Here is a 24,609-nt window from a genome sequence, read left to right on the forward strand (position 1 = left end):
AACAATCGAATATCCCGGTCGAACGCAGGAGATGCCCGATCAGCCGCACGACGAGATGCGTGCGTATCGTGGTCGCGACCTGCTGGCGGGAAAGGTTGCCCTGGTGACCGGTGGGGATTCGGGGATCGGCCGAGCAGTGGCGGTGGCCTTCGCGAAGGAGGGGGCCGACGTGGCGATCGCCTACTTGACCGAGACCGACGACGCGCGCCATACCGTGGAGCTGATCGAGGCAGAAGGGCGTAGTGCGCGTTCATTTGTCGGTGACCTGGCGGATCCGGAGCACTGCGCCGATGTGGTCGCCCGGACCGCCGACGAGCTGGGAGGTCTCGACGTGCTCGTCAACAACGTGGCGTTCCAGAGCCCGGTCGACGATTTCATGGAACTGACGCCGAGTCAGTGGCGTCGGACGTTCGACGTGAACATCGACAGCTTCTTCCACACCATCCGCGCCGCGGTTCCGCATCTCACCGGCGGCGGGGCCATCATCAACACCGGATCGATCAACGGTCTGCGTGGCAACAAGCAACTCATCGACTACTCGGCCACCAAGGGCGCTGTCACCGCGTTGACCTATTCGCTGGCGCAATCGCTGCTCGAGCGCGGAATCCGGGTCAACTGCGTCGCACCCGGCCCGGTGTGGACGCCGTTGATTCCGGCGACTCTGCCCGCCGATCAGGTTGGCGAGTTCGGCCGTCAGGTGCCCTACGGACGAGCGGCGCAGCCGGATGAGATCGCGCCGTCGTACGTGTTCTTTGCTGCAGAGCAACTGTCGTCGTACTACAGCGGCGAGGTCTTGGCCCCGATCGGCGGTGAGACGCTTCCGGGGTGAGCGCCGCGATGCGTTTGTCGTGGCCGAGCAGCGGTACGGCTGTGTAACTGTCCATCACAGAAGCCAACATGTGGAACTGATCGACCATGGAAATCACTGGTGATGTCTCGGTCCAGGTCACGGCGCCGGCAGTGGCCGAGCAGGTCGGTCTGGTCCGGCATGCGATCTCCGGTGTACTCACCGATTCGGCCGTACCCGACAGTACCGCCCTGGACGTGCTGCTGGCTCTGGACGCGATGTGCAGCGTGGTCATCGCGTCCTCGGGCGAATCCCGTCGGCTGAGATGCGTCTGCACGGTGGGTGATGACTGTGCGGAACTGCAGGTGACCGGTCACCTCCTCGGTGATGTCGCTTTGGTGCGCCGCGGATACGCGTGGCGTCTGCTCGACCGCGCCGTCGAGGGCCTCATGGTGGCGACGCACGATGACGGCGTGGTGCAGCTGTCCGGACGCAAGGCCTATCGCTCGAACCGGTGACGGCTCGGTATCGTGAACCATCCGTCGATATCAGGGGTGGAGCATGGCCAGGAGTGGATGGGGACCGGCTCAGGCGCCGCGGCTGGACGGTCGCGTGGCGGTGGTGACCGGTGCCAACTCCGGGATCGGCCTGGAGACCGCCAGACATCTGGCCCGTCTGGGTGCCCGCGTTGTGATGGCCTGCCGCAACGTCGACAGCGCAGACGCCGCACGGTCCGACGTGCTGGCCACGGTTCCGGATGCGAATGTGCACGTGGTGCAGACCGACCTCAGCGAACTCGGATCAATACGCAAAGCGGCACATCAGATCGAGCTCGACCATCCCGTGGTGGACGTGTTGATCAACAACGCCGGCGTGATGGCCGGCCGGCGGGAATTGACCGCCGACGGTTTCGAGATGGACTTCGGCACCAACTTTCTGGGGCACTTCGCGCTGACGGGCCTGTTGTTCGAACGTCTGCTGGCCGCCGATGCCGGTCGGGTGGTGACGGTGGGCAGCAACGCCCACCGGGGCGGCACGGTGGATTTCGACGATCTGACCCTGGCCCGGAACTTCAGCACCTCGCGTGCGTATCAGCGAGCGAAGTTCGCCCAGCTGGTCTTCGCCGTCCAGTTGCAGCGTCGACTGACCGCGACCGGTCACACAACTCCGATCTCGGTGGCCGCCCACCCGGGCGCCACGCACAGCGGCGTCATGCGTGACTCCGGCCGGGTGCTGAGCTGGCTGTTCACCACACCGTCGCTGCATCGGGTACGCAGCACCTTCATCATGGAGGCACCTGACGGCGCTCTGCCGTCACTACGGGCGGCCACCGATTCGGAGGTCACCGGCGGACAGTACTTCGGCCCATCGGGTGTGATGGAATTCAGCGGGCCACCGGTGCTGGTGCGACCGAGCCCACGTGTGCAGGACCCAGCCCTGGGACGACGGCTGTGGGAGGTCGCCGAAGCGCTGACCGGTGTGCGCTACCCCTTCTGATCAGACGCTCACGGCGCTGAGCATCGCCAGCTTCTCGTGGTCGTCGCTTCCCGGGGTCGCCGTGTACACCAGCAGCACCTGCGCCGTATCCGGGTCGAGCAACGTCTGGCAGAACACCTCGATCACACCGAGCTCCGGGTGGAGTAGCCGTTTGCGCTCATCGGTGAGTCGGGCACCGACATCGTGGCGATGCCACAACTCGGCGAAGGACGGACTGATCGGCAGCAGTGCCTCGGCGATCTCCGCGGCGCGTGAGTCCGGTCCTTCGCGGGTTGCCGCCACGCGCAGACGACCGGTGTGTGCGCGAGCGTGATGATCGTGGTCCTCGGCCGGGAAACGGTCTCGGGTCGCCGGATCGGTGAACCACCGATAGGCGATGCTGCGGTCGAGTCCCCGGAACGCCATGTCGTCGCCGACGAGTGCGGCCGCCGGGCCGGTCTGGAACAGCGTCTCCCCGGCGCTGTTGACCACCATTGCCGGGGTGTCGGCGAGGCGGTCGACGATCCGCATCATGCCCGGCCCGATGTGGTCGATCCGTGCGCGCCGGACGGGGCTGTGCTGGCCCGCGAGCTCGAACAGATGATCCCGTTCGTCCAGCGAGAGATGCAGGGCGCGAGCCAGCGCGGCCAGCATCTGTTCGGACGGATGCGGTCCACGCTGCTGTTCGAGGCGGGTGTAGTAGTCGGTCGACATTCCGACCAGCATCGCCACTTCTTCGCGGCGTAGTCCGCGGGTGCGGCGCCGCGCGCCTACGGGCAGACCGACGTCGGCCGGTTGCAGGGCCTCGCGCCTGCGGCGGAGAAACCCGGCGAGTCCCGCCCGATCCATCGCCATCGGTGGCTCCTCTCCTGCGGTCATTCGTCGATCGCATCGTCGACATCCACTGTGGCTTATCGGCAGCCCGTCATCCAGGGATCGGCGATCCCCCGATCGGTGCGTCCTTGTTGTCACCGGCGACTCGGATTGGACTGGATCCCATCGATCGATGCACTGGCATCGATCGGGAACCGACAACGCAGGAGACGAGATATGCGCATCCACGACAACACCATCTTCATCCCGGGCGCCACCTCCGGTATCGGCCTGGCACTGGCGGTTCGGCTGCACCACGAGGGCAACCATGTGATCGTCGGTGGCCGACGCACCGAACTGCTCGCGCAGGTCGCACAGGAGTATCCCGGCATCGACACAGTTCGGATCGACGTGGCGGATGCCGCTGACGTAGATCGCGCCGCAACCGAGGTGCTCGAACGGTTCGGCGGTGTGAACGTGCTGATCACCATGGCGGGTCTGATGCGTGCCGAGAACCTTCGCGACCGCGACTTCCTGCCGACAGCGGTCACCGAAGTGCAGACCAACATCCTCGGCCCGCTGCGCCTGATTGCCGCCTTTATGGAACACCTTGTGGCGCAACCGCAGGCAACCATCATCACGGTGTCGTCGGGGCTGGCGTTCACACCGATGGCCACCACGCCCACCTACAGCGCCACCAAGGCTGCGATCCACTCCTTCACCGACAGCCTGCGCCTGCAACTCGCCGACACCGGTGTGGAGGTGCTCGAACTCGCACCGCCGGCGGTGCAGACCGATCTGATGCCCGGTCAGGCCGACGCCGAGTGGGCGATGCCCCTCGACGACTTCGTCGACGAGGTCATGTCGCTGCTGCCTTCCGCGACGCGCGAGATCCTGGTCGAGAATGTGAAGCCGCTCCGCTTCGCCGAGTCGGCAGGTAACCGCGACGACCTGATGGCGGCCCTGGCACATCAGGCCCACTGAAACACGCTGCAGATCACCGGGAGACATGACTCAACGACCGGCCAGGAAGGTCGGTTGTGGAGCGTCACGCACGGGTGCGGGGCGGGCCTTGCCGAGGCCCCTGCAGGCTAGGGGTGTCGGCAGCGGTAGTCGCGGTAGCGGACGATGCGGTGGGCGCGTGGGGTGCCCGCGCAGCGGGATTCGAGCACTGCAGGTGTCGGTGGGAGGACGGCAGGTGTGGACTCGTTCCAACGCACCCGCCGCACGTCGACTGGGCGTCGTTTCTCGTTGAGTGGGCGTCGTTTCCCGTCGAGTGGGTGCTGTTTTCCGTTGACTGGGTGCTGTTTTGCGTCGAGTGGGCTTTGGTGGCCTGATCTTTCGTTGTCGACTGTGCGTTCGGCGGCGTGGTGGTGTGCGAGTGGGTCGGCCTCGGTGGGGTTATGTGCAGACCCTACGTGGTCGGGGCCGGTGTGTGACGATGCGCGCTCGTCGGGGGTGGGCGCGTCGCAGCGTGCGGTCCAGGGTCGGGTCGATTCGCTACCGTCGCCGGGGTCGTCGGATGTCGGGTCGGGGGTGGTTTCGGCGGTATGTGACTGTGCAGCAGAAGGTTCGACAGTGGTGGTGTCGGGCTCTGCGGGTTCGGCGGAGTCCGTGCTGTCGGCGGTGTGCGTGGCCGTGGTCTCGGGTGTGACCTTGTCGTCGTCGTCGACCGCCACCGACGGGGTCGCGTCGTCGACCGCTACCGGCGGGGTCGTGTCGGCGGTCTGCTTGCGGGTGCGGGCGGTGCAGGTGTCGTAGCCGCATTCGCAGTGCAGGTGGGTGTCGGGGACGCTGTGGATTTCGGCGAGGGCGATGGCGCGTCGGTGTCCGACGCGGCGGGGGTCGCGGCGGCAGACGCGTTCGGCGATGAGGTCGGCGATGCGGTGTTGGAGGTGGATGGCGTGTTCGGCGCTCAGGCAGGCCGACATTTGCATGTGGCCGAAGGCTTCTTTGGCGAAGGTGACGTTCTGGAAGGCTTGGGCGACGTCTTCGCGGGCTTGGGCGTGCGCGTCGGGGTCCAGGCTGATCAGTGCGCTGTCGAGTTCGTCGCGCAGCACGGTGTCGGGGGTGGGCCGGTAGGCCAGTTCCAGGGCGATGTCTTCGAAATCGACGGGCGCCTGCGCTGGGTCCTCGGGTGCGTGGTCCTCGACTGCATCGCCTGTATCCGGGTCGTCGTCGGTGCACGCGTCGTTGTCGGCGCTCGCGTCTGCGTCAACGCTTGCGTCACTGTCGGCGCACGCGTCTGCGTCTGGGGTGGGTTCCTCGATTGGGATGTCGGGTCGGGGACCGAGCGCTTCGTCGAGGATGTCGTTGAGGCGTGGTCGCAGGTTGCCTTTCGGGGCGGTCTGCGAGCTGGTGGCCAGTTCGGTGACGCGGTGGGTGCTGAAGTCGCCGGCGAGGTAGGCCAACCGGATTTTGGGCAGGTCGGCCAGCATGTGTGCCAGCGACGCCCATTCGCCGGCTTTGCCGCGGGTGATGCCCAGTTGCAGGGAGATCTCGCCGATGGCGAATTTGTGGGCTTTGGTGTGGGAGCCGGAGTTGGCGTGTGGGCCTTGTCCGTTCATGCGGTCGTTGTAGGCGCGGTCGCCGATCATGCCGGCACCGAGCACGGTGCGGGCCTCGGATTGGCGGCTCAAGCGCAGCGTGTCGCGCACACCCTCGGCGTAGGCCATCTGTTCGGCGACACCATCGAGCGGCGCCGACAACACGGTGTCATCGGCGTCGTGATCGGTGAAGGAGAACACCAGAAGACCCTTCTTTTGAGACGGCGGCGGCCAACGAATCAGGAACTACCATCAGGCTAACGATGGGGTCCGACAACAACGGTCGAGCAGCATCGGAGGATGCGGCACAGGCGCGGCGTCGACGAACAGATTCAGAGTATCGAGGGGGTACGACAACAACCGATCGACGATCGGCACACTGAGGCAACGCATGAGAGCAGGGTAGGGATTACCCCCGACAAGGTCCCGCTGCGTGGCGTGCGCCGGTCGACCTCCGCGGCTACTTCCGGTTGAATGCCACTGCGGCACGGATCAAGTCGGCAAAAGCGTCATCGTCCACGGAGTCGGACTCTCTGATGTCGACGGCGCGGCGCGTACCGGCAGTCAGGCTGGCGTTGAAGACGCCGGCCGGATCGGGTAGTGAGGCGCCCTGGGCGAAGGTGACCTTGATCTTGTCCTTGTAGGTCTCCAGCGTGCACACCAGCCCGTCCAGCGAGAAGGTCGGCACCCCGCCCGGGTTGGACGGCTTGCGCCACTTGATCTCTTCGGTGATGTCGGGTTCGGCCTGGACGATGAGTGTCCGAATCTGCTGGGCACGCGTGTCACGCCAGTCGGTCGTCATCCGATCACAGTACTCGGCGGGGTGACCCGGTCCTGGCCGTTCGGCCGCAATCCGAGCAGCGACCGCACGCCCGATCGGACGTGCGGTCGCTGAGGGAATCCCTTCACCTACTGACGTCTCCCTTGGTTCCCGGCAGATACTGTTGCACCTTCTGTTTGGCGCCTTCGCGGATGATGCCCCAGGCGTCTTCGTCGCCCTTGACCAGTGCGGTGCTCAGCGACATCGCCTGCTCGAGCGTGGCGTGCGGCGGAATGGGCGGGATATCCGGATCGCACCGCACATCAAGGAGCGTGGGCCGGTCGGCCGACAGTGCGTGGTCCCAGGCGTCCCCGAGTTGGTCGGTCTCGTCGACGTTGATGCCGTGTAGCCCGATGCTGCGCCCGAAAGCTGCGTAGTCCATCTCGGGGAGATCCTGGGAAGCAGCAAATTTGGGCGAACTGGACATGGCACGCTGTTCCCAGGTGACCTGGTTGAGGTCGTTGTTGTGCAACACGACCACGATGAGGCGCGGATCGGCCCACTGCCGCCAATAGCGTGCGACGGTGAGCATCTCGGCCAATCCGTTCATCTGCATCGCACCGTCACCCTCGAAGGCGATTGACGGCCGGTCTGGGTGTGCCCACTTGGCGCCGATCACGTATGGCACGGCGGGGCCCATGGTGGCGAGGGTGCCCGACAGTGAGCCGCGCATCTCGTCGCGAAAAACAATGTGACGGGCGTACCAGTTGGCTGCGCTCCCCGAGTCGGCGGCGATGATGGCATTCGACGGTGCGCGCTCGGAGAACTCGTGGAAGATCCGCATCGGGTTGATCGGGTGCGCATCGGTCATCGCCTGGCGTTGCGCGGTCTTGTGCCAGCGCGCCACATTCGTTTCCACCGACTCGCGCCAGGAGCGGTCCTGCTTGTACTCGAGTTTGGGAATAAGTTGCTGCAGCGTGCGTTTGGCGTCGCCGACGAGGTTGACCTCGTTCGGGTAGCGCATGCCGATCCACTTGCCGGACCGGTCGATCTGCACGCCGCGCGCCTGGTCGAGTTGCGGGAGGAACTGGGTGTAGGGAAAGTTCGACCCGACGGTCAGCAGGGTGTCGCAGTCACGCATCAGGTGATAGCTCGCGGTGGTGCCGAGCAGTCCGATGGAGCCGGTCACCCACGGGAGCGTGTCGGGCAGGACATCGCGGCCCAGCAACGCTTTGGCGCACCCGGCCCCGAGTTTGTCTGCCACCTCGGTCAGTTCGTCGACGCATCCCCGCGCGCCCTGGCCCACCAACATCGCGACCGTCCCGCCCGCATTGAGGACGTCGGCAGCCCGCGCGACCCCAGCCGGATCGGGGTCCGGCGTGGCCTCCTCGATCCCGAGGCTCGACGGCACCTGCTTGAACTCGTGTTGTGGCGGCGAATAGTCGAGTTCGAAGACATCCGACGGGAAGATGAGCGCAGTGGGCGCCCGTTCGGTCATCGCGATCCGGAAGGCCCGGTCGATCAGATTGGGGATCTGCTCGGGCACCGTGCACATCTGCACGTAGTCGCTGCACACGTCCTTGTACAGCGAGAGCATGTCGATCTCCTGCTGATACGAACCACCCATCGCCGACCGCTCGGTCTGCCCGACGATCGCCACGACCGGCACGTGATCGAGTTTCGCGTCGTAGAGACCGTTGAGCAGGTGAATCCCGCCGGGGCCGCTGGTGGCCGCGCACACCCCGACGCGACCGGAGAACTTCGCGAATCCGACTGCTTGGAAAGCGCTCATCTCCTCGTGCCGGGACTGCACGAACTGTGGATCGTCGTCGGCGTCAACCCACGCAGCGAGGAGGCCGTTGATCCCGTCACCGGGATAACCGAAGACCTGCTTGACATCCCACTCACGCAACCTCGACAGAACGACGTCGGCGACCGTGTCACCCATGAAATCTCCTACGCATCTCGTGATTCGTGGTCGCCCTTCGACTACCCGGTCGAGACGGTTTTGACACCTACGGAAATGAGATCCGCGCAGACGTTATCCAGTTCGGGCGGTTCCTATCCGTCGCGCAGCGCGTCTGCCGCCCGCACGAACGCGAGATGCGACAACGCCTGCGGGGTGTTGCCCGCTTGGCGCTGTTCGTCGACGTTGTACTCCTCGGAGAACAGGCCGACGTCGTTGGCGGTGGCCAGCGCGGACTTCATCAGTGCGGTGGCGTCGTCGTGGCGCCCGCTGCGGGCATATTGGGTGACCAGCCAGAAAGTGCAGGCCAGGAAGGGATGCTCGTCGCCGGCCAGGCCGTCCACGCCTGTGCTTGTGCGGTAGCGCAGCACCAGGCCACCACGGAGCAGCGTGCGTTCGATGTGCTCCACGGTCGCCACCATCCGCGGATCATCCGGCGCACAGAAACCGACTTGCGGCAGCAGGAGCAACGAGGCGTCGACCTCGTCGGTACCCGCGTACTGCACGAACCGACCGGAGGCGGGATCGACGCATTCGGTGTCGATCTCGTGACGGAGCCGGTCTCGCAGCTCGCGCCAGTGATCGACCGAACCGTCGAGCCCGTAACGCTCCACCGCGCGGACACCCCGGTCGAACGCGGCCCACTTCATCACCCGGGACTGGGTGAACATCCTTGGCTCACCACGCATCTCCCAGATTCCGTTGTCGAGCCACTCGAGTTTGGCCTCCACCTGTTCGAGCAATGCCTTCTGCAGCGACCACGACAGCGGCGTCTCCGCCAGGCCGGCGGCGCGTGCGTCGTCGAGGCCCACCATCACCTCGCCGATCACATCGCCCTGATACTGATCGACCGCACCGTTGCCGATGCGCACGGGCGCCGAGTTCTCATAGCCGGGCAGCTGCGGCAGCTCGCGTTCGAGCAGATCCCGTTCGCCCGCAATGCCGTACATGATCTGGATGTCCTCGGTGTCGCCGGCGATGGCACGCATCAGCCACATCCGCCAGTGCTCGGCCACGTGCAGGAAGCCGTGATTCACCAGCGCTTCCAACGTCAGCGACGCATCACGCAGCCACACGTAGCGGTAGTCCCAGTTGCGGGCGCCGCCGAACTGCTCGGGAAGCGATGTGGTGGCCGCCGCGACGATCCCGCCAGTATCCAGATTGCTCAAGGCGCGCAGGGTGATCAGCGATCGGATCACCTGGTCGTGATACGGCCCGCTGTGGTCGATCCGACTCGCCCAGGTGGTCCACCAGTCGCGGGTGCGGGCCAGCGCGTCGTCGACAGGCAACGGTCCCGGTTCCTGGCGGTGCGAGTGATACCAGGTCAGCGTGAGATCCACGGTGACGTCGGGCTCCACCGTGAAGAACCCGCGATGAACGTCGCCGTCGGCATGCAGCGGTACACCCCGGACAACGCAGGCGTCCGGACCCGCGATGCCGCGCAGAGCCGGCCCACCGGTGTCGCCGACCTGCGACACCCACGGGATCGATCTCGCGTAGTCGAACCGCATCCGCAACTCGGTTTCGAAATCGACGTATCCCGACAGTCCGACGACCCGGCGGACCAGGTCGACCCGGCCGCCGTCGACCGGCATGAACTCGTGGACCTCGGCGGTGCCGGTGGACGTCACCCACCGCGTGACCAGGATCAGCGTGTCGTCGTCGTAGCGCCGGGTCATCCGGGCGTCGGGATCACGGGCAGCCAATCGCCACTGGCCGTGCTCCACCGAGCCGAGCAGGGCGGCGAAGATCGACGCCGAGTCGAATCGGGGGACGCACAGCCAGTCGATGCTGCCGTCCGCGGAGATCAGCGCGGCAGTCCGGCAATCGCCCACCATTGCGTAATCCTCGATGCGTGCACCCATGATCTCGATTGTCCTCATCGGTGACGATTCGTGCGGCAAGGCGACGAGATCCGCGCGCCCGAATCCGCTGGAGGGTTACCGTCGGGTATGGCGACCACGACGTTGTTCATCTTCGGTGCGATGGGGGACCTGACCTCACGCCTGCTGCTACCGGCCCTCGCCCAACTCCTCGCCCTCGAACCCGACCGCTCGGTGCGGTTGGTGGGAGTGGGCCGGCGCGACGTGTCCGACGACGAGTGGCGAGAACGGGTGTCCGGTGCGTTCGGCGATGACGTGGCACCGGCGGCCCGGCAGGTCGCCGACCGAACCACATTCCTCCAGGCCGATGTCGGCACGTCCGACGGTATGCGGAAAGTTCTCGATCAGGCGGGCGACGGACGTTCGGTGCTGTACTTCGCGGTGCCGCCGTCGGTGGCACAGCAGTCGTGTGACGCCATGGCCGAACTCGACGATCTCCCCGACGGCCTGATGCTCGCCCTGGAGAAACCGTTCGGCACCGATGAAGACAGCGCACGGGATTTCAATGCCCGGCTCGCCCGGCTCGTGCCGGAGAACCAGGTGTTCCGCGTCGATCACTTCCTCGGCCAATCCATCCTGCTCGACCTGTTCGGCATCCGATTCGCCAACCGTGTGTTCGAACCGGTGTGGTCGGCCGAGCACATCGAGTCGGTGGTCATCCGCTACGACGAGACCCTCGGACTCGAAGGCCGCGCAGGCTATTACGACAAAGCCGGCGCTCTGACCGACATGATGCAGAGTCACCTGCTGGAACTGCTGGCAGTGGTCGCGATGGACCCGCCGGCGTCGTTGAACGAACGCGATCTGCGAGACGCGACGGGAGCTGCGCTGCGCGCCACCCGTGTCATGGGCGGCGACCCCGTCCGATCATCGCGCCGCGCGCGCTACACCTCGGGTCAGGTCGACGGCAAACACCTTCCGTCCTATGTGGACGAGGATGGCGTCGACCCGACCCGGGCCACCGAGACGTTGGCGGAGGCGACCTTCGAGGTGAACACCGCCCGCTGGGCAGGGGTCCCGTTCACCTTGCGGTCGGGGAAGGCTCTCGAGCCTGCCGTGAAGGAGATCGCCCTGCACTTCCGTCCGGTACGTCACCTGCCGCAGCAGTTCAGCGGGGACGTGGCACCCAATGTGCTCCGCCTGACTTTCGGTCCCGACGCGATGTCGTTGCGGCTCAACGTACATGACGGCACCGACCCGTTCGATCTGGCGGCCACCGAGCTCGGCGCGGATCTGGGCGAGGGCTCCATCCGCGCCTATGCCGAGGTGCTCTCGGGCATCCTCGACGGCGATGCCACTCTCGCCGTCCGGGGCGACGCGGCCGAACAGTGCTGGCGCATCGTCGGTCCCATCATCGACGCCTGGCAGGCCGGTCGCGTACCGCTCGAGGAATACCCCGCCGGTTCGGCGGGGCCGGAGGGATGGCCTTCGGTGTGACCTGAAAGCACCGAACCCCGTCCGGCGCATCGACTGTGCGCACGAACGGGGTTGCGACGAGGCGACGGCGCTACAGCAGGTAGACCGCCACGATGGTGGAGATCACCAGACCCGAGACCACCGGGACGAAGCACTTGCGCGCCAACGTGAGTACCGGCACCCGGGCGAATCCGGCGACCGCCACGAGCGAGGACCACGCCACCAGCGTGCCGCCGCCGGACCAGATGTTGCCCATCTGCCCGATCGCGGCCAGCGTCGCCGGGTCCATGTCGACGCCGGGTGCCAGCGCGCCTGCCAACGCGCCGGTCAGTGGCAGACCCGAGAAACCCGAGCCGTCGAGACCGGCGACGATACCGACCAGCAGGACGCCGAGTCCGGTGAGGATCGGGATGTTCGGCAGGTGTGACTGGGCGGAACTGACCAGGTCGAAGAGGAAGGCCGGGCCGGTCACGTCCTCGGGCAGCCCCAGGATCTGGCTGGAGAAGTCGGAGTTGCCGATGAGGAAGAAGCCTGCGATCGGCAACACGATGCCCATGGCCTTGAACGCGAACACCAGGCCGTCGACCAGGTGATCGGCGGTCGTCTCCAGGAAGTTGCGCGGTTCGTGCGCCGCACAGACGGCAAACAGCATCAGGGCAGCGATCCCGCCGACCATCGCGGCTGCCTCACCGCCTTCGAGCGCGGGGACGACGCCGGCCTTACCGAGGATCAGGAAGACGATGAAGGCCAGGTAGGCCAACGGAACGAGCGCCGCGAACAATTTGGCGGTACGCGTTGCCCGAGGTTCGGCTCCCGGATCGTTCGGCTCCGGGCGGTCGATCACGGCGGTACCCGCCGAACCCGAACCGCTGCCGGCATCTGATCCACTGCCGCTGTTGCCGGTTCCGGCCGCGACCGAGCCGCCGGCCCCCGTACCGGAACGCCCCGCCGACCCGTCGGTCTCGGCGACCTCGAGTTCGGCCTCCACATCGGCGGCCCCGCGGTCGGCCTCGGCTTCCCATTCGCGCAGCAACTCCGCCGACGGTGCGCGCCACGTGCGACGCTGCATCACCCAGGTGATCACCACGGCGACGAACCCCACCACCAGCGACAGGACGAGTGCCTTGTCGGCGACGGCGTCGGTGTCCACACCGGCGGCGGTCGCGGAGATGCCCGGGGCAACCTTCATCACATAGTCCGACGACAGTGCCATCCCCTGTCCGGCGATTGCCACCACCATGCCGACCGAGATCGGTGACAGACCCGCCCGAATCGCGACCGGAATCAACACCGCGCCCACCAGGGGCACCGCGGGCGTCGGCCAGAAGAACAGCGAGATGAGGTAGGTGACCACCAGAAGAACGATGAAACTTGCTGTGGCACCACGCATCACGTGCCGGAACGGGGCGATCATCAGTCGATCGGCGCCCATCTGGCGCAGTGCGCCGAGCATCGCGGTCACCATCGCGATGATGAGGAAGATGTTGAACAGTTCCTTGGCCGCGACAAGGCTCGCGTTGAAGATCGACGCGATCGCGGTGACGATGCTGTTGGAGAAGGCGAAAGCGGTGAGGAACGTGGCGATCACGGCAGGGACGACGATGTTCTTGCGCATCACCATCGTCGCGATGATGACGAGTATGCCGGCCAGGTAAATCCAGTGGGCGGCGGTGAGATTGATGGGCTGCACGTTGAATCCTTAGCGGGAGATGAACGAAAGGGGCTGTGCTGGTGAAGACCCTCCTCCCGCCGTCATCGGCGGTCAATCGATACGATGCACACCTCCGGTCGGTGTTCGCTGTGCACGATGCCGTCGAACGACAGTCTCACGATCGGTTGTGTCACGCCGGTAAATCGTCGGATACCTCAGTGTTTCGTCACGTCCGCAGATCCTGGTGATGCTGACCAGTCGGCTGTGCAGGTTGTCCTCATCGGACGTGGCATCGTGTGCACTCTGACATGCGCACGAGGTGCCGACCGCTCCATTCGGATGGAAAAATTCTCGGTACCCACGGCGGTTGGTCGCGGGCGGATCGCGATGACCGGTAGGAGTGCACATGGTGGAGCGCCGTGACGACGAGCGGGCGCGCGGAGACGATGCAGGTACCCCGCTGGCCCTTGCCGCGTTGCTCACCGGCACGCTCGTCGGCACGGTCAGCAACAACGTCGTCAACGTCCCGCTCACCGACATCCTCGACGACTTCGACGCACCGTTGGGACGCGGAGTGTTTGTCGTTGTCGGGTTCCTGCTGACCTTCGCCGCCACCATGCCGCTGGCCGGCTACATCGCCGATCGATACGGCCGACGACGCGTGTACTGCGCGGCCCTGGTGGGCACGGCGGTGTGTTCGGCCGGCGCAGCCACCGCGCCGACGCTGGAGGTGCTGATCGCCTGGCGCGCACTCGGGGGGCTCGCAGTGGCGGTGTTCGCGCCGGCGGTGATGGGACTGATCGCCTGGCTCTTCGGCCCCCGACGACGAGCGCGGGCGGTGGGGGCGTGGGCCAGTGTGAACGGCATCGGCCAGGCCGTGGGGCCATCGCTGGGTGGGCTGATGGCCGACGCCTGGGGGTGGCGCTGGGTGTTCGTCCCGCTGATCCCGTGCGCGTTGATCGGACTGATACTGACGCTACGCAGCGTGCCCCGATATCCGGCGCGGGTGATGCGGTTGGACAAGTTCGGCGCCGCCACCTTGACCCTCGGTTCGGCGTTGCTGATCCTGGCGGTCACGTTGGTGGGGTCCGGCGGTGTGCCGCTGTGGATCTCCGGTGTGTTGGCCGTAGCCGCGGTGGTGCTGCTGACGGTGTGCGTGGTGCATTGTCGCCGCGTGCCCGTGCCCTTCCTCGATGTCGGCGACATCGTCGAACCGCGGTTCGTCCGGAGCGCGCTGGCCGCCTTCGCGCAGATGTTCGCACTGGGCGCGACACTGCTGGTCATCCCGCTCTATGTGGTGGGTGATGGCGGCAGCACCAGTTTCGCTGGGGCGCTGCTGTTCGCGTTGCCGGCGACCATGGCGATCCTCGCACCCATCGTCGGCGGGATCTCCGACCGCGTCGGCGCGCGCCGGGTGTTGCGTACCGGCCTGGTGGTGCTCTGCGCGTCGCAGGTCGCGCTGGGTGCGGTCACCCTCGCCGGCGCTGAATTCGTTTGGCTGGTCGTTGTTCTCGTGGTGAGCGGGGTCGGGATCGCGTTGGTGCAGACGCCTGCGGCCGCAGGTTCGACACGCTCGGCCGCCGGGGCACGCGGCACCGGGCTGGGCCTGTTCAATCTGATGCGATTCGGCGGGTCCGCGCTCGGTGCGGCGTGGGTGGCCGTCGCCTTGGCCCACGGTGGTCACGCCGTCCTGTTCGCGGTCACCGCCGCGATCGCCGCCGGTGGCTTCGCCGCCTCGTTCCTCGGTCGCACCCCCACCCCGCATGCGCCCGCCCCGGACGATCACCTGGAGCCGGCGGCCCGCTGACCGCAGGAACGGTCGCGGTCAGCTAGACGAAGTTGACCTCTCGGGCCACCGAGACGCCGAGATTGTCGAGCAGTTCGAGCCGAACGGCCAGCCACACGGTGAACTGATTCTCCGGCTCCCGGATGTCGAGTCCGATGGTCCGGGATATCCGGTCGAGCTTGGACAGCATGGTGTTGCGGTGCATGTTCAGCACGCGCGCAGCGGCATTCACGTTGCCACCCTGCTCCAGGTAGGCGAGCAGCGTGGCATGCAGTTCCGTGCCGAGCCGGATGGGGCCGAGCACGTCGGCCACGAGTTGGCGGCTCCGGTCGGTGTCGGCGATCTGCTCGAGCACGCCGTAGGACCGCAGATCGCGATACGCGACCGCACCCTGCAGGTGCATCCGCGAGGCGATTCCCAGGGCCACACGGGCCTCGCGATAACTGTCGCGGATCTGCGATGCGCCGACGGCGACGGCGCCGTAGGCGACCGGGGATCGCACGTCGTGACCGCGGGCGGTCAGTTCCTCGGCCATGGCTTGGGCGTAATCGGCCACCTCGATGTCCACCTCTGAAGGTGCCGTGGACCGGACGGTCCGCACCACCACGAGCACGTCGCCGAGCACGGTCACATATGACCGCACGTCGCGGTGGGGCAGCAGGCTGGCCGCAAACCGCGCCAGACGCAGCAACCGGCTGCTGCCGCGGGGATTCTCGTCGGAGTCCGGTGCGCGACTGTCGTCGCGGGTGATGAACACCGCAAACGTCGCGTCCAGGTCGATGTCGTGATAGCCGGCGCGCGTGCGCATCTCGAGGTCGGAGGCGAACCCGCCGTGCACCAGCGCCTGCACGAAATCGCCCCGCGCACGTTCCTCGGCTTCCTCGACGCTGCGTTGACGCAACATCTCCGAGCCGATGATCGCGGTGGCCTGCTCGGCCACCACGGCGTGCTGAGCGAGGTCATGTTCCCCGGGGCGTTCGCCACGGCGCAGGATCGCCACCCACCCCTCGAAGTACTTGCCGAGCAGGATCGGACTGGCCGTACATGTCCACCGCACACCGTCGGCCGTGAGGTCGGCAACGACAGCGGTGTGGTGGTTGTCGGGAGCGTCTCCACGCTCGAGGAGTGTCGTGCGTACCGCGGCGAGCACCGCCTCGGCGCAGTCTGCCGGGATGGCGTGGTCGGCGACGGGTTGGCAGTGCGAGTCGAGGGCGACGGCGGGGGAATGCGACAACGCCGACACCTCCCGTAGCAGTAGTGGCATCCCGGCGCCGCGATGCAGCATGCCCGCCAGCGACTGATGCACATGTGTCGCATAGCGCATCACGTGCACCTCCTGGGTGAGGGCACGTTCGGCGAGCAGTCGATTCAGCGGCCCGAAGCCGATGGGAAATCCCATCTCCACCACGACGAGGCCGGTGGGAAACGAGTCGGCGGTCATCGTGGACGGTAGTGGGCCATCGACGATGACCGCCGGGGCGCCGCGCGCCAGCAGCGAGCCGAGACTGGACGGCTTGGCGGCCAGCGACTCCGGCCGGGTGTAGACGACGGTGGCGGTGAGGTCGTCGTAACGACTCATGACCTCGGTGAACGGTAGCGCCCAGGTCACCGGGGTGTCGGTGGCGGCAGTGCCCGCCACCACACGGGCGCCCTCCATCAACGGTTCGTCGAGGAGGCCGGCGAGAGTCAATCGGGGATGCGGTTCCATCGGCCTGCTTCCTGTCGGGCCTGCGTTCAGCGCTCGTCCTATTGTGGATTACCAGGGCACTTCGCACCGCTCTATGTGCAGATTGGCCTATTAGACCACGATCCTCAGGTCACTGTGACCCTCACGCTTCGTGGCTCTGTCCGGTTACATGTCGAGTACGCCATTCCGGCGGCAATCCTCCCCGAGAAGCCTCACAGGAAAGACGACAGCCATGCATCGAATCTTGCGGATCACCCTCGACGACGCGCTCCCGGTCCTCGCGGCCGGCCGCGCCAAAGCCGAGGAGATCGGCGTCCGGCAAACCCTCTGCGTGTGCGACGACGGCGGCAATGTGATCGCGCTGCACCGACTTCCGGGGGCGCGGCTCACCGGTGTGGAGATCTCGATCGCCAAGGCGTTCACCGCGGCCGGCCACGAACGCGCCACCCACCTGTTCAACGAGCCGCCCAACGGTCCGGCCCTGCCGGGCAACGAGGCCTTCGGCATCAGCCACATGCTGCCCGGCAAGTTCGCCACCTTCGTCGGTGGGTTCCCGCTGCTGGTCGACGGGCAGATCGTCGGCGGCGTCGGGATCAGCGGCGGCAACGGTGAACAGGACAAGGCTGTCGGTGCGGCGATGCTCGCCGAATTCGACGCCGTCGTGGCGGCCGCCGCACACTGACCGTGCACTCTGGCCAGCCATCGGGCGGTTGTCGGGTCATTCTGACCGTGGAGACCACGCCGTCACGTCCCTAGCCTGAAGTTGGTCGAAACAGCCTGGTTTATATCGGTTTTCGACAGTCCTACTCGCAGTGTTGCGAGATCTCGGCCGATCCCCGGCCACCAGTCCATGAAGGGAACACCCATGTCGACTCTGCTCGGGCGCGATGAGTTCCGCGCCGCTCTCGAAGACGCCATCAAGGGCCGCGAGGCGAAGAACGCCTCGTTCAGCAAGGCCTGGGCCGAGGGCAAACTCGAGAAGAAGCACTTCGCGCGGTGGGCGGAGAACCACTTCCACTACGTTGGTCCGTTTGCCGACTACTTGGCCAACATCTACGCCAACACCCCCGACGAGTTCACCGATGCCAAGGATTTCACCTTGCAGAACATGTACGAGGAAGAGCTCGCCGACATCCGGCACACCGATCTGCTCATCAAATTCGGTGAGGCCTGTGGCACCACCAAGGAGCGGATCGAGAACCCCGACAACATGAATGCGATCACCCGCGGTCTGCAGTCGTGGTGCTACGCAGTGTCGCAGCGCGAACACTTCGTGGTCGCGACCGCCGCGCTGGTGGTGGGACTGGAGTCGCAGGTGCCCAGCATCTACAAGAAGCAGATCATCCCGCTGCGTGAGGTGTACGGCTTCACCGAGGACGAGATCGAGTTCTTCGATCTGCACATCACCTCCGATGTGGTGCACGGCGAGCGTGGCTACCAGATCGTGCTCGACTGCGCCGATACGCCGGCGCTGCAGCAGCGTTGCCTGAAGCTGGTGCAGTGGGGTGCGGAGATGCGGTTCTCCTACACCAAGGGTCTCTACGACACCTATGTCGCCGACGACCTGGAGTTGGCCACAGTGTGACCCGGTCATCCGTGGGAGACGTCGCCTGCGGTGTCTCCCACGGGTACTGCGATTCGACGAAAGTGAGTGACATGGCCAGCGAACCCATTGCGCCGTCCGGCGGCGACACGTGGCGGCCGGCGGCCACCATCAAGGAACTGGGTCGGCGACGCAAACTCCGCGTCGAGATCGACGACACCGCGATCGCCCTCTTCGCTGCCGGCGATCGCATCTACGCCTTCGCCGATCTGTGTGTGCACCAGGACCGTTCGCTGGTCAAGGGCACCATCCTGCACGGCCGGGTGATCTGTCCCGGCCACCAATGGCAATTCGACCTGGAGACCGGTTACGAAGCCGACCAGGATCTCTGCCAACCAACCTACGACGTACGTCTCGACGGCGACACCATCTATGTGAACCTGGCTGCGCGCGCTGCGGCCGCCGGCGACCAGAGGAAGATCTCATGACGATTCAGAGTGTGACCGTCGTCGGCGGCGGACAGGTGGCCGCGGTTCTCGCCCGCACCCTGCGCCGACGCGGGTTCGACGGTTCGATCACCATTCTCGGTGACGAGCGACATCTGCCGTATCAGCGACCGCCGCTGTCCAAGGAATTCCTCGCCGGCGACGGCGCACTCGAACCGCTGGCACTGCTGGCGCCGAAGTGGCTGGCGAACAACGACATCGACATCCGCACCAGCGCACGGGTCACGAGTCTCGACGCCGGCGGGCGGACGCTGACTCTCGCCGATGGTTCGTCGATGAGTGCCGATGCCATCGTGCTGGCCACCGGTGGCCGACCCCGGCGGCTCGCCGGGATCGCCGACTCGCCACACATCCATCATCTGCGCACCGTCGACGACGCGGAGCGCCTGCGTACAACACTGGGGGCCGGCAGTCGGATCGCGGTTGTCGGAGGTGGCTTCATCGGCCTCGAGATCGCGGCCACCGCCACCGGTCTCGGAGCACAGGTGACCGTTGTCGAACAGGAGCAGACCATCCTGGAGCGACGCCTCGGCCCGCAGATGGCGCGCTACTGTGCCGGACTCCACCGCAGCAACGGTGTGCGATTCCACTGTGGCGTGGGTGTCTCCGACGTCGATGCCGGAGCGGACGGGGTGCGCCTGACGTTGACCGACGGCACCGTGCTCGACGTCGACGACGTGATCGTCGGTGTTGGGATCGAACCGAATGTCGAACTCGCCGCCGAGGCGGGCCTGGCCGTGGGCAACGGCATCCTGGTCGACGCGGTCGGCCGCACCGATGCGCCGGGTGTCTATGCGGCCGGCGATGTGGCGGCCCGCTTCTCCGATGCCGCCGGCCGGCACGTGCGAGTCGAACATTTCGACAACGCCAACCGGCAGGCCGCCGCGGTGGCCCGAGCCATCCTGGGCGACCCGGTTGTCGAGGACGGACCGCACTGGTTGTGGTCGGATCAGTACGACCGCAACCTGCAGTTCGCCGGCAACACCGCCACCGCCGACGACGTGGTGGTGCGCGGCGACATGGCCGACCACGAGTTCACCGCGTTCTACCTCACCGGCGGGCAACTCAGTGGCGCGTTCGCCGTCGACCGCGGTGAGGACATCATGGCCGCGCGGGAACTCATCGGCCGCAGCGTCGATGCCACCGCGCTGACCGACGAGGACGTCGAGCTCTGGGAACTGGGCGAGGAGATGGTGAGCTGACATGACGAACATCGAGATCACGACCGGATCGAATCTGGTTGACGGCCAATGGGTGCCGTCTGCTTCGGGCCACACGTTCCGCAGCGTCGACCCCGCCCACCCGACGGAAGTGCTGGGCGTCTTTCCGGACTCGACCGCACAGGACGTGGCGGCCGCGGTCGACGCCCTGGAGAAGGCCGCACCCGAGTGGGCCGGGACGCCGCCGGAACGACGCGCCCGCATCCTCGAACGCGCTGCGGATGCCCTCGAGGCCCGAGCCGACCAGTTGATCACCGAACTGATTCGTGAGGAAGGCAAATCGCGGGCCGAAGCGACCACCGAGGTCGGCCGAACACCGATGAACATGCGCTTCTACGCCGCCGAGGCGTTGCGATCGGGTGGCGCGACTTATCCCGCGGCGGGACAGACGATGGTGTACACCGTGCGTGAACCCGTCGGCATCGTCGGCGCCATCACTCCGTGGAACTTTCCGCTCAACATCCCGTCCCGCAAGCTGGGGCCGGCACTCGCGGCCGGAAATGTGGTGCTGTTCAAGCCATCCGAGGTCACCCCGCTGATGGGGCAGCGGCTGGTGGAGGCGCTGATCGCCGGCGGATTGCCGCCGACGGCGATCGCGCTGATCCAGGGTGGCGGTGGCGCCGGAGCGGCCGTCGCCACCGACGACCGGGTGACCGCGGTGACCTTCACCGGCTCCACGGACGTGGGCGCGGCGATTCATGCCGGCGTCGGACCGCAACGCCGGGTACAGCTGGAGATGGGTGGCAAGAACCCGACCGTGGTGCTCGGCGACGCCGACCTCGACTTCGCCGCAACCGCCATCGTGAAGGGTGCCTTCGGCCTGTCCGGGCAGGCGTGCACCGGAACGAGCCGGGTGGTGGTGGTCGACGAGATCCACGACGCCCTGGTGGAAGCGGTGGTGGCGAAGGCCTCGGCGCTACGCCTCGGACCCGGCATCGACGACGACGTCACGATGGGTCCACTGGCCAGTGCGGCGCAGCTGGCCAAATACCGCGAGTACGTGTCGATCGGTGTCGCCGAAGGCGCACTGCGACACGATGTCGACGTCCCGGTCCCGGAGTCCGACGGCTACTTCGCCGCCCCCGTGGTGTTCACCGACACGACCCCGGACATGCGGATCGTGCGCGAGGAGATCTTCGGGCCCGTCCTCGCCTTCCAGCGGGCGCGGGACGTCGACGACGCCCTGCGCATCGCCAACGACACCCGCTTCGGCATGAGTGCCGCGGTCATCACTGCCGACCTCGGCCGGGCGATGGCGTTCGCCGCGGCGTCGAAAACCGGACTGGTCAAGGTGAACCAACCGACCACCGGGATGGCGATGAACGCCCCGTTCGGCGGCTACAAGGCGTCGAGCACGCAGACCTTCAAAGAGCAGGCCGGATCTTCGATGATGCAGTTCTATCAGGCCGAGAAGACCATCTACCTGACCCCGGCCGGCTGACGCCGACGGCACGACACGGAGTATCACCATGGATTTCAGAAGAGTCGCCCGATCGGGTCAGGTGCCCGAGGGAATCGTCCGCCGGTTCTACGCCGACGACTACGAGTTCGCCATCTCACGCCTCGACGGCACGGCGTATGCCACCTCGAACTACTGCTCGCATCTGGATTGCCTGCTCTCGTCGGGCAAACTGGTGCAGGACGGCATCGGGTGCTCCTGCCACGGCAGTGCTTTCGATCTGGCGACGGGTGAGCCGATCTGCCCGCCGGCGACCGAGCCCATCAAGACCTACCCGTGCGAGGAACGCGACGGCGAGATCTTTGTCGGTATCGACCCCGCCGAACCGCCGGAGGGACCGCGACGTCGCAAGGCCCGGCAGGCATGATCGCCGGGCAGGGCAGACCGCCGACCATCGCGACGCGCGGCATGGTGGCCACCAGCCATCCGCTCGCCAGCGCGGCCGGGTTGGAGGTGCTGGCCTCGGGCGGTAATGCCGTCGACGCGGCCCTCGCCGCGGCGGCGACCACCTGGCTGACCCTGCCGGGGCAATGCGGCATCGGTGGTGACGCGTTCGCCGTGGTGCGCGAACCCGACGGCCGGGTGTGGACGGTCAACGGCAGCGGCTACGGACCCGACGGCGGCACTCCGGAGTTCTATCGCGCGCAGGGTCTCGAGGCCATCCCGCTCGACGGTGCGCTGGCTGTGACCGTGCCGGGTGCGCCGGCTGCCCTGGCCGCCCTGCATGCGGGTGGGGCGTCGCGGCCGCTGTCGGAGTTGTGGGCGGGGCCGGCTCGGATGGCCGAGCGGGGCATCCCGTGTTCGGCGAAGACCCGCGATGATGTCGCCGACGCGATCGACGCCATCGGTGCCGATCCGCTGACCCGTGCGGTGTTCACCGACGACGGGCGGGTACCGATCGTCGGGCAGCGGCGTCCGCAACCCGAGTTGGCCCAGACGATCCGCATGCTGGCCGACGATCCCCACGCGATGTACACCGGTGAGCTGGCGCAGCGCTGCGTCGACGCCCTGGTCGCTGCGGGCGCCCCGTTCTCCGGCGACGAGTGGTGCGCCGGTGGGGATGTCGAGCCCGAGGATGCGATCACCCTGCGCTACGCGGGAACCGTCATTCATCAGACGCCGTCGCCGTCGGCGGGGTGGATGGTGTTGCACCAGGCCGCGTTGCTCGGCGACGACCTCGGTATGGTGCCGTGGCTCAGTGTCGAGGCGGTCGACCGGATGGTGCATGCCGCGCGGGTCGCATTCGAAGACCGATTCGCTCTGTGCGGCAGTGACAACGGCGGTATCGCGCAGATCCTTGACCCGGCCCGCCTGGCCGAGCAACGGATGCAGCTCGCCGACGACCCGGTCACCGAGCGCGAGTTCGCAGTGACCGGCGGCGACACCACCTCACTGGTCGTGGTGGACGACGAGGGACGGTCGGTGAGCTTCATTCATTCACTTGCGTTCACCTTCGGGGCGAAATTCAGTGTGCCCGGCACCGGCATCGTGCTGAACAACCGGCTCGGTCGAGGGGCCTATCTCATCGACGGACACCCCAACGAAGTGGCCCCGCGGCGCAAACCGCTGCACACGCTCAACGCCTGGGTGGCCACCGACGACGACGGCGGCCTGGTGTCGGTGGGCAACACCCCCGGCGGCGACGGGCAGGTGCAGTGGAATATGCAGGTGCTCTCGCATCTGCTCGACCACGGTCTCGACCCGCAGGAAGCGGTGGCGGCGCCGCGGTTCACGGTGTTCCCCGGCTCGGATGCGAACGTCGTCGGGGCGCGGCCGCGGCTGCGTGTCGAGGACACGATGCCCGAAAGCACACGCGTGGCGCTGGCCGAGCGCGGTCACGACGTGCGGGTGCATCCGGCCGGGTCCATCGGCGGCAGTGCCCAGGTGATCACGGTCGACCCCGGCGGGTCCCTGCTCGGCGGCAGTGACCCTCGACAGGAAGGTGTGGCTCTTGGTCTCGAATGAGACTGTCGCGGTCCCGGTTCCACGCGGAAACTACATCCCGGCGACCCGCTCGGGAAACACGATCCGCACCGCCGGGATGACCCCGCGCCGCTCTGGTGAACTCGTCGTGGTGGGCCGCGTCGGTGACCGGGTGGACCTGGACCGGGCACGGGAGGCGGCCGCGCTCGCGGTCACCAATGCGCTCGCCGCGGCGAGCGCCATGCTCGAGCCACACGAACACCTCCGTTGCGCGGAGATGACCGTCTACATCTCCTGTGCCGCAGACTTCACCCGCCTGTCGGCGGTCGCCGACGGGGCCTCAGATGTGCTGGCCGCGCATCCAGATCGGCCGGGCCTCCCGGCGCGCAGCGCCGTCGGGGTGTACGCCTTGCCCGACGCTGCTCCGGTCGAGGTCGCGCTGATCGCCGAGGCGGTCACCCGATGACGACGACCACCGTGAGCGCGACGGAGTCGGTGAGGCGCCGCGACGACGCGTCGCTGCACCTGGGGCTGATGGTGGCGCTGACCTTCGTGACCGGCATCGTCGACGCCGGCGGTTATCTCGGGCTCGACAAGGTGTTCGTCGGCAACATGACCGGCAACGTCGTGATTCTCGGCATGGGTGCCGCCGGTGCCGACGGCCTGCCCGTGTTAGGGCCCGTCCTGGCCCTGGTCGCGTTCGTCGTCGGTGCCGGCCTGGGCGGACTCGTGTTGCGCGGGCATGGGAGCGGATGGAGCACTCGGGTCACCGTGATGCTGTTGGCGTCGTATGCGATGGTCGCGGCCAGTGCGGGTGTCGTCGGTGTCGTAACGCTGACCGAGACAACGCAGATCACCGCGGCGGTGTTGACCGCGGCCGCGATGGGTGTGCAGGCCGCGGTGGCGCGCAAGGTGGGGGTGGCCGAGATGACCACCGTCGTCGTCACGTCGACGATCACCGTATGGGCCATCGAATTCTGGTCGCGACCGAGCTGGCGCACGTTGGCGAACCGGCGTTTGCTGGCGATCGGCGCCATCTTCCTCGGTGCTCTGGTCGGGGCGTTCCTGCTGACGATCGGGCCGCTGTGGCCGGTCTTCGTCGTCGCCGCCGCCGTGGGGGTGAGTGCCACCGTCGTCGGGCATGTCCGATCGCAGCACTGATCGGTCAGGAATCGAGAAGCCGAGGT

At 67.1% G+C, this 24,609-nt stretch carries 22 protein-coding genes; 15 read left to right on the top strand and 7 right to left on the bottom strand.

What is annotated here, in order from left to right; translation table 11 throughout:
* Positions 1 to 31 precede the first annotated feature (31 nt).
* The 3 genes from L1892_RS02905 to L1892_RS02915 all read left to right on the top strand — a co-directional run bounded on the left by L1892_RS02905 (position 32) and on the right by L1892_RS02915 (position 2,284).
* Entirely contained in the window at positions 32 to 829 is a 798-nt protein-coding gene (locus L1892_RS02905) for an SDR family oxidoreductase (RefSeq protein ID WP_235722018.1), read from the top strand.
* 86 nt (positions 830 to 915) lie between these two features.
* Positions 916 to 1,305 (top strand): hypothetical protein, encoded by a 390-nt coding sequence (locus L1892_RS02910; protein ID WP_235721919.1) that lies wholly within the window; start codon positions 916 to 918, stop codon positions 1,303 to 1,305.
* Positions 1,306 to 1,348: 43 nt separating this feature from the next.
* Positions 1,349 to 2,284, top strand: coding sequence for an oxidoreductase (locus L1892_RS02915; RefSeq protein ID WP_235721920.1), 936 nt, complete (start codon positions 1,349 to 1,351; stop codon positions 2,282 to 2,284).
* Here the strand turns inward: L1892_RS02915 and L1892_RS02920 are convergent, their stop codons facing one another.
* Positions 2,285 to 3,142 (bottom strand): MmyB family transcriptional regulator, encoded by an 858-nt coding sequence (locus tag L1892_RS02920; protein WP_235721921.1) that lies wholly within the window; start codon positions 3,140 to 3,142, stop codon positions 2,285 to 2,287. It lies immediately after the preceding gene.
* A gap of 171 nt (positions 3,143 to 3,313) precedes the next feature.
* Here L1892_RS02920 and L1892_RS02925 point away from each other — a divergent pair, with 171 nt between their 5' ends.
* The gene (locus L1892_RS02925) at positions 3,314 to 4,060 is read left to right on the top strand and encodes an SDR family oxidoreductase (RefSeq protein WP_235721922.1); all 747 of its coding nucleotides are present in this window, start codon (positions 3,314 to 3,316) and stop codon (positions 4,058 to 4,060) included.
* A gap of 107 nt (positions 4,061 to 4,167) precedes the next feature.
* On the opposite strand, the gene L1892_RS02930 is transcribed toward L1892_RS02925, so the two are convergent.
* The 4 genes from L1892_RS02930 to L1892_RS02945 form a co-directional block, all read right to left on the bottom strand.
* Complete coding sequence (locus L1892_RS02930) at positions 4,168 to 5,823, bottom strand: hypothetical protein (protein WP_235721923.1); 1,656 nt, start codon at positions 5,821 to 5,823, stop codon at positions 4,168 to 4,170.
* A gap of 259 nt (positions 5,824 to 6,082) precedes the next feature.
* Positions 6,083 to 6,424: a DUF1801 domain-containing protein gene (locus L1892_RS02935; RefSeq protein ID WP_235721924.1), complete on the bottom strand. Its 342-nt coding sequence runs from the start codon at positions 6,422 to 6,424 to the stop codon at positions 6,083 to 6,085.
* Between the two features lie 103 nt (positions 6,425 to 6,527).
* The gene (locus L1892_RS02940) at positions 6,528 to 8,330 is read right to left on the bottom strand and encodes a thiamine pyrophosphate-requiring protein (protein WP_235721925.1); all 1,803 of its coding nucleotides are present in this window, start codon (positions 8,328 to 8,330) and stop codon (positions 6,528 to 6,530) included.
* A gap of 113 nt (positions 8,331 to 8,443) precedes the next feature.
* Complete coding sequence (locus tag L1892_RS02945) at positions 8,444 to 10,213, bottom strand: glycoside hydrolase family 15 protein (protein WP_235721926.1); 1,770 nt, start codon at positions 10,211 to 10,213, stop codon at positions 8,444 to 8,446.
* Positions 10,214 to 10,300: 87 nt separating this feature from the next.
* Between L1892_RS02945 and L1892_RS02950 the strand changes: the two genes are divergently transcribed.
* Positions 10,301 to 11,668 carry a glucose-6-phosphate dehydrogenase gene (locus L1892_RS02950; protein WP_235721927.1) on the top strand — a complete coding sequence of 456 codons (1,368 nt, stop codon included), beginning with the start codon at positions 10,301 to 10,303 and terminating at the stop codon, positions 11,666 to 11,668.
* A 70-nt stretch (positions 11,669 to 11,738) separates the two neighbouring features.
* Here the strand turns inward: L1892_RS02950 and L1892_RS02955 are convergent, their stop codons facing one another.
* Positions 11,739 to 13,337, bottom strand: coding sequence for a hypothetical protein (locus tag L1892_RS02955; protein ID WP_235721928.1), 1,599 nt, complete (start codon positions 13,335 to 13,337; stop codon positions 11,739 to 11,741).
* 367 nt (positions 13,338 to 13,704) lie between these two features.
* On the opposite strand from L1892_RS02955, the gene L1892_RS02960 reads away from it, so the two are divergent.
* Complete coding sequence (locus tag L1892_RS02960) at positions 13,705 to 15,105, top strand: MFS transporter (protein WP_235721929.1); 1,401 nt, start codon at positions 13,705 to 13,707, stop codon at positions 15,103 to 15,105.
* 22 nt (positions 15,106 to 15,127) lie between these two features.
* Here the strand turns inward: L1892_RS02960 and L1892_RS02965 are convergent, their stop codons facing one another.
* Positions 15,128 to 16,792: a PucR family transcriptional regulator gene (locus L1892_RS02965; protein ID WP_235721930.1), complete on the bottom strand. Its 1,665-nt coding sequence runs from the start codon at positions 16,790 to 16,792 to the stop codon at positions 15,128 to 15,130.
* A gap of 211 nt (positions 16,793 to 17,003) precedes the next feature.
* On the opposite strand from L1892_RS02965, the gene L1892_RS02970 reads away from it, so the two are divergent.
* From L1892_RS02970 to L1892_RS03010, 9 genes are all read left to right on the top strand, one after another.
* A complete protein-coding gene (locus L1892_RS02970; RefSeq protein WP_235721931.1) occupies positions 17,004 to 17,453 on the top strand; it encodes a GlcG/HbpS family heme-binding protein in 450 nt (149 codons plus the stop codon).
* A gap of 183 nt (positions 17,454 to 17,636) precedes the next feature.
* Positions 17,637 to 18,356, top strand: a complete 720-nt coding sequence (locus tag L1892_RS02975) for an iron-containing redox enzyme family protein (protein WP_235721932.1) — start codon at positions 17,637 to 17,639, stop codon at positions 18,354 to 18,356.
* Positions 18,357 to 18,427: 71 nt separating this feature from the next.
* Positions 18,428 to 18,802 carry a Rieske (2Fe-2S) protein gene (locus L1892_RS02980; RefSeq protein ID WP_235721933.1) on the top strand — a complete coding sequence of 125 codons (375 nt, stop codon included), beginning with the start codon at positions 18,428 to 18,430 and terminating at the stop codon, positions 18,800 to 18,802.
* Positions 18,799 to 20,022, top strand: coding sequence for an NAD(P)/FAD-dependent oxidoreductase (locus L1892_RS02985; protein ID WP_235721934.1), 1,224 nt, complete (start codon positions 18,799 to 18,801; stop codon positions 20,020 to 20,022). Before L1892_RS02980 ends, L1892_RS02985 begins: the two co-directional genes overlap by 4 nt.
* A 1-nt stretch (position 20,023) precedes the next feature.
* Positions 20,024 to 21,481, top strand: coding sequence for an aldehyde dehydrogenase family protein (locus L1892_RS02990; protein ID WP_268899814.1), 1,458 nt, complete (start codon positions 20,024 to 20,026; stop codon positions 21,479 to 21,481).
* A 28-nt stretch (positions 21,482 to 21,509) separates the two neighbouring features.
* On the top strand, positions 21,510 to 21,866 hold the full coding sequence (locus L1892_RS02995) for a Rieske (2Fe-2S) protein (protein ID WP_235721935.1): 357 nt from the start codon (positions 21,510 to 21,512) through the stop codon (positions 21,864 to 21,866).
* Positions 21,863 to 23,464, top strand: coding sequence for a gamma-glutamyltransferase family protein (locus L1892_RS03000; RefSeq protein WP_235721936.1), 1,602 nt, complete (start codon positions 21,863 to 21,865; stop codon positions 23,462 to 23,464). The genes L1892_RS02995 and L1892_RS03000 overlap by 4 nt, the downstream gene beginning before the upstream one ends.
* The gene (locus L1892_RS03005) at positions 23,451 to 23,888 is read left to right on the top strand and encodes a RidA family protein (protein WP_235721937.1); all 438 of its coding nucleotides are present in this window, start codon (positions 23,451 to 23,453) and stop codon (positions 23,886 to 23,888) included. The genes L1892_RS03000 and L1892_RS03005 overlap by 14 nt, the downstream gene beginning before the upstream one ends.
* Positions 23,885 to 24,583 (top strand): YoaK family protein, encoded by a 699-nt coding sequence (locus L1892_RS03010; RefSeq protein WP_235721938.1) that lies wholly within the window; start codon positions 23,885 to 23,887, stop codon positions 24,581 to 24,583. The genes L1892_RS03005 and L1892_RS03010 overlap by 4 nt, the downstream gene beginning before the upstream one ends.
* Positions 24,584 to 24,609 lie beyond the last annotated feature (26 nt).

Source organism: Gordonia tangerina (genome assembly GCF_021556435.1).
GTDB lineage: Bacteria > Actinomycetota > Actinomycetes > Mycobacteriales > Mycobacteriaceae > Gordonia > Gordonia tangerina.

What these genes read in the sequence shown, in the direction of transcription:
- L1892_RS02950 (WP_235721927.1), top strand. Translation starts at nt 10,301, where the DNA reads ATGGCGACCACGACGTTGTTCATCTTCGGTGCGATGGGGGACCTGACC.
- L1892_RS02980 (WP_235721933.1), top strand. Translation starts at nt 18,428, where the DNA reads ATGGCCAGCGAACCCATTGCGCCGTCCGGCGGCGACACGTGGCGGCCG.
- L1892_RS02970 (WP_235721931.1), top strand. Translation starts at nt 17,004, where the DNA reads ATGCATCGAATCTTGCGGATCACCCTCGACGACGCGCTCCCGGTCCTC.
- L1892_RS02990 (WP_268899814.1), top strand. Translation starts at nt 20,024, where the DNA reads ATGACGAACATCGAGATCACGACCGGATCGAATCTGGTTGACGGCCAA.
- L1892_RS02985 (WP_235721934.1), top strand. Translation starts at nt 18,799, where the DNA reads ATGACGATTCAGAGTGTGACCGTCGTCGGCGGCGGACAGGTGGCCGCG.
- L1892_RS02965 (WP_235721930.1), bottom strand. Translation starts at nt 16,792, where the DNA reads ATGGAACCGCATCCCCGATTGACTCTCGCCGGCCTCCTCGACGAACCG.
- L1892_RS02905 (WP_235722018.1), top strand. Translation starts at nt 32, where the DNA reads ATGCCCGATCAGCCGCACGACGAGATGCGTGCGTATCGTGGTCGCGAC.
- L1892_RS02960 (WP_235721929.1), top strand. Translation starts at nt 13,705, where the DNA reads ATGGTGGAGCGCCGTGACGACGAGCGGGCGCGCGGAGACGATGCAGGT.
- L1892_RS02915 (WP_235721920.1), top strand. Translation starts at nt 1,349, where the DNA reads ATGGCCAGGAGTGGATGGGGACCGGCTCAGGCGCCGCGGCTGGACGGT.
- L1892_RS02945 (WP_235721926.1), bottom strand. Translation starts at nt 10,213, where the DNA reads ATGGGTGCACGCATCGAGGATTACGCAATGGTGGGCGATTGCCGGACT.
- L1892_RS03000 (WP_235721936.1), top strand. Translation starts at nt 21,863, where the DNA reads ATGATCGCCGGGCAGGGCAGACCGCCGACCATCGCGACGCGCGGCATG.
- L1892_RS02925 (WP_235721922.1), top strand. Translation starts at nt 3,314, where the DNA reads ATGCGCATCCACGACAACACCATCTTCATCCCGGGCGCCACCTCCGGT.
- L1892_RS03010 (WP_235721938.1), top strand. Translation starts at nt 23,885, where the DNA reads ATGACGACGACCACCGTGAGCGCGACGGAGTCGGTGAGGCGCCGCGAC.
- L1892_RS02975 (WP_235721932.1), top strand. Translation starts at nt 17,637, where the DNA reads ATGTCGACTCTGCTCGGGCGCGATGAGTTCCGCGCCGCTCTCGAAGAC.
- L1892_RS02940 (WP_235721925.1), bottom strand. Translation starts at nt 8,330, where the DNA reads ATGGGTGACACGGTCGCCGACGTCGTTCTGTCGAGGTTGCGTGAGTGG.
- L1892_RS02935 (WP_235721924.1), bottom strand. Translation starts at nt 6,424, where the DNA reads ATGACGACCGACTGGCGTGACACGCGTGCCCAGCAGATTCGGACACTC.
- L1892_RS02920 (WP_235721921.1), bottom strand. Translation starts at nt 3,142, where the DNA reads ATGACCGCAGGAGAGGAGCCACCGATGGCGATGGATCGGGCGGGACTC.
- L1892_RS02910 (WP_235721919.1), top strand. Translation starts at nt 916, where the DNA reads ATGGAAATCACTGGTGATGTCTCGGTCCAGGTCACGGCGCCGGCAGTG.
- L1892_RS02995 (WP_235721935.1), top strand. Translation starts at nt 21,510, where the DNA reads ATGGATTTCAGAAGAGTCGCCCGATCGGGTCAGGTGCCCGAGGGAATC.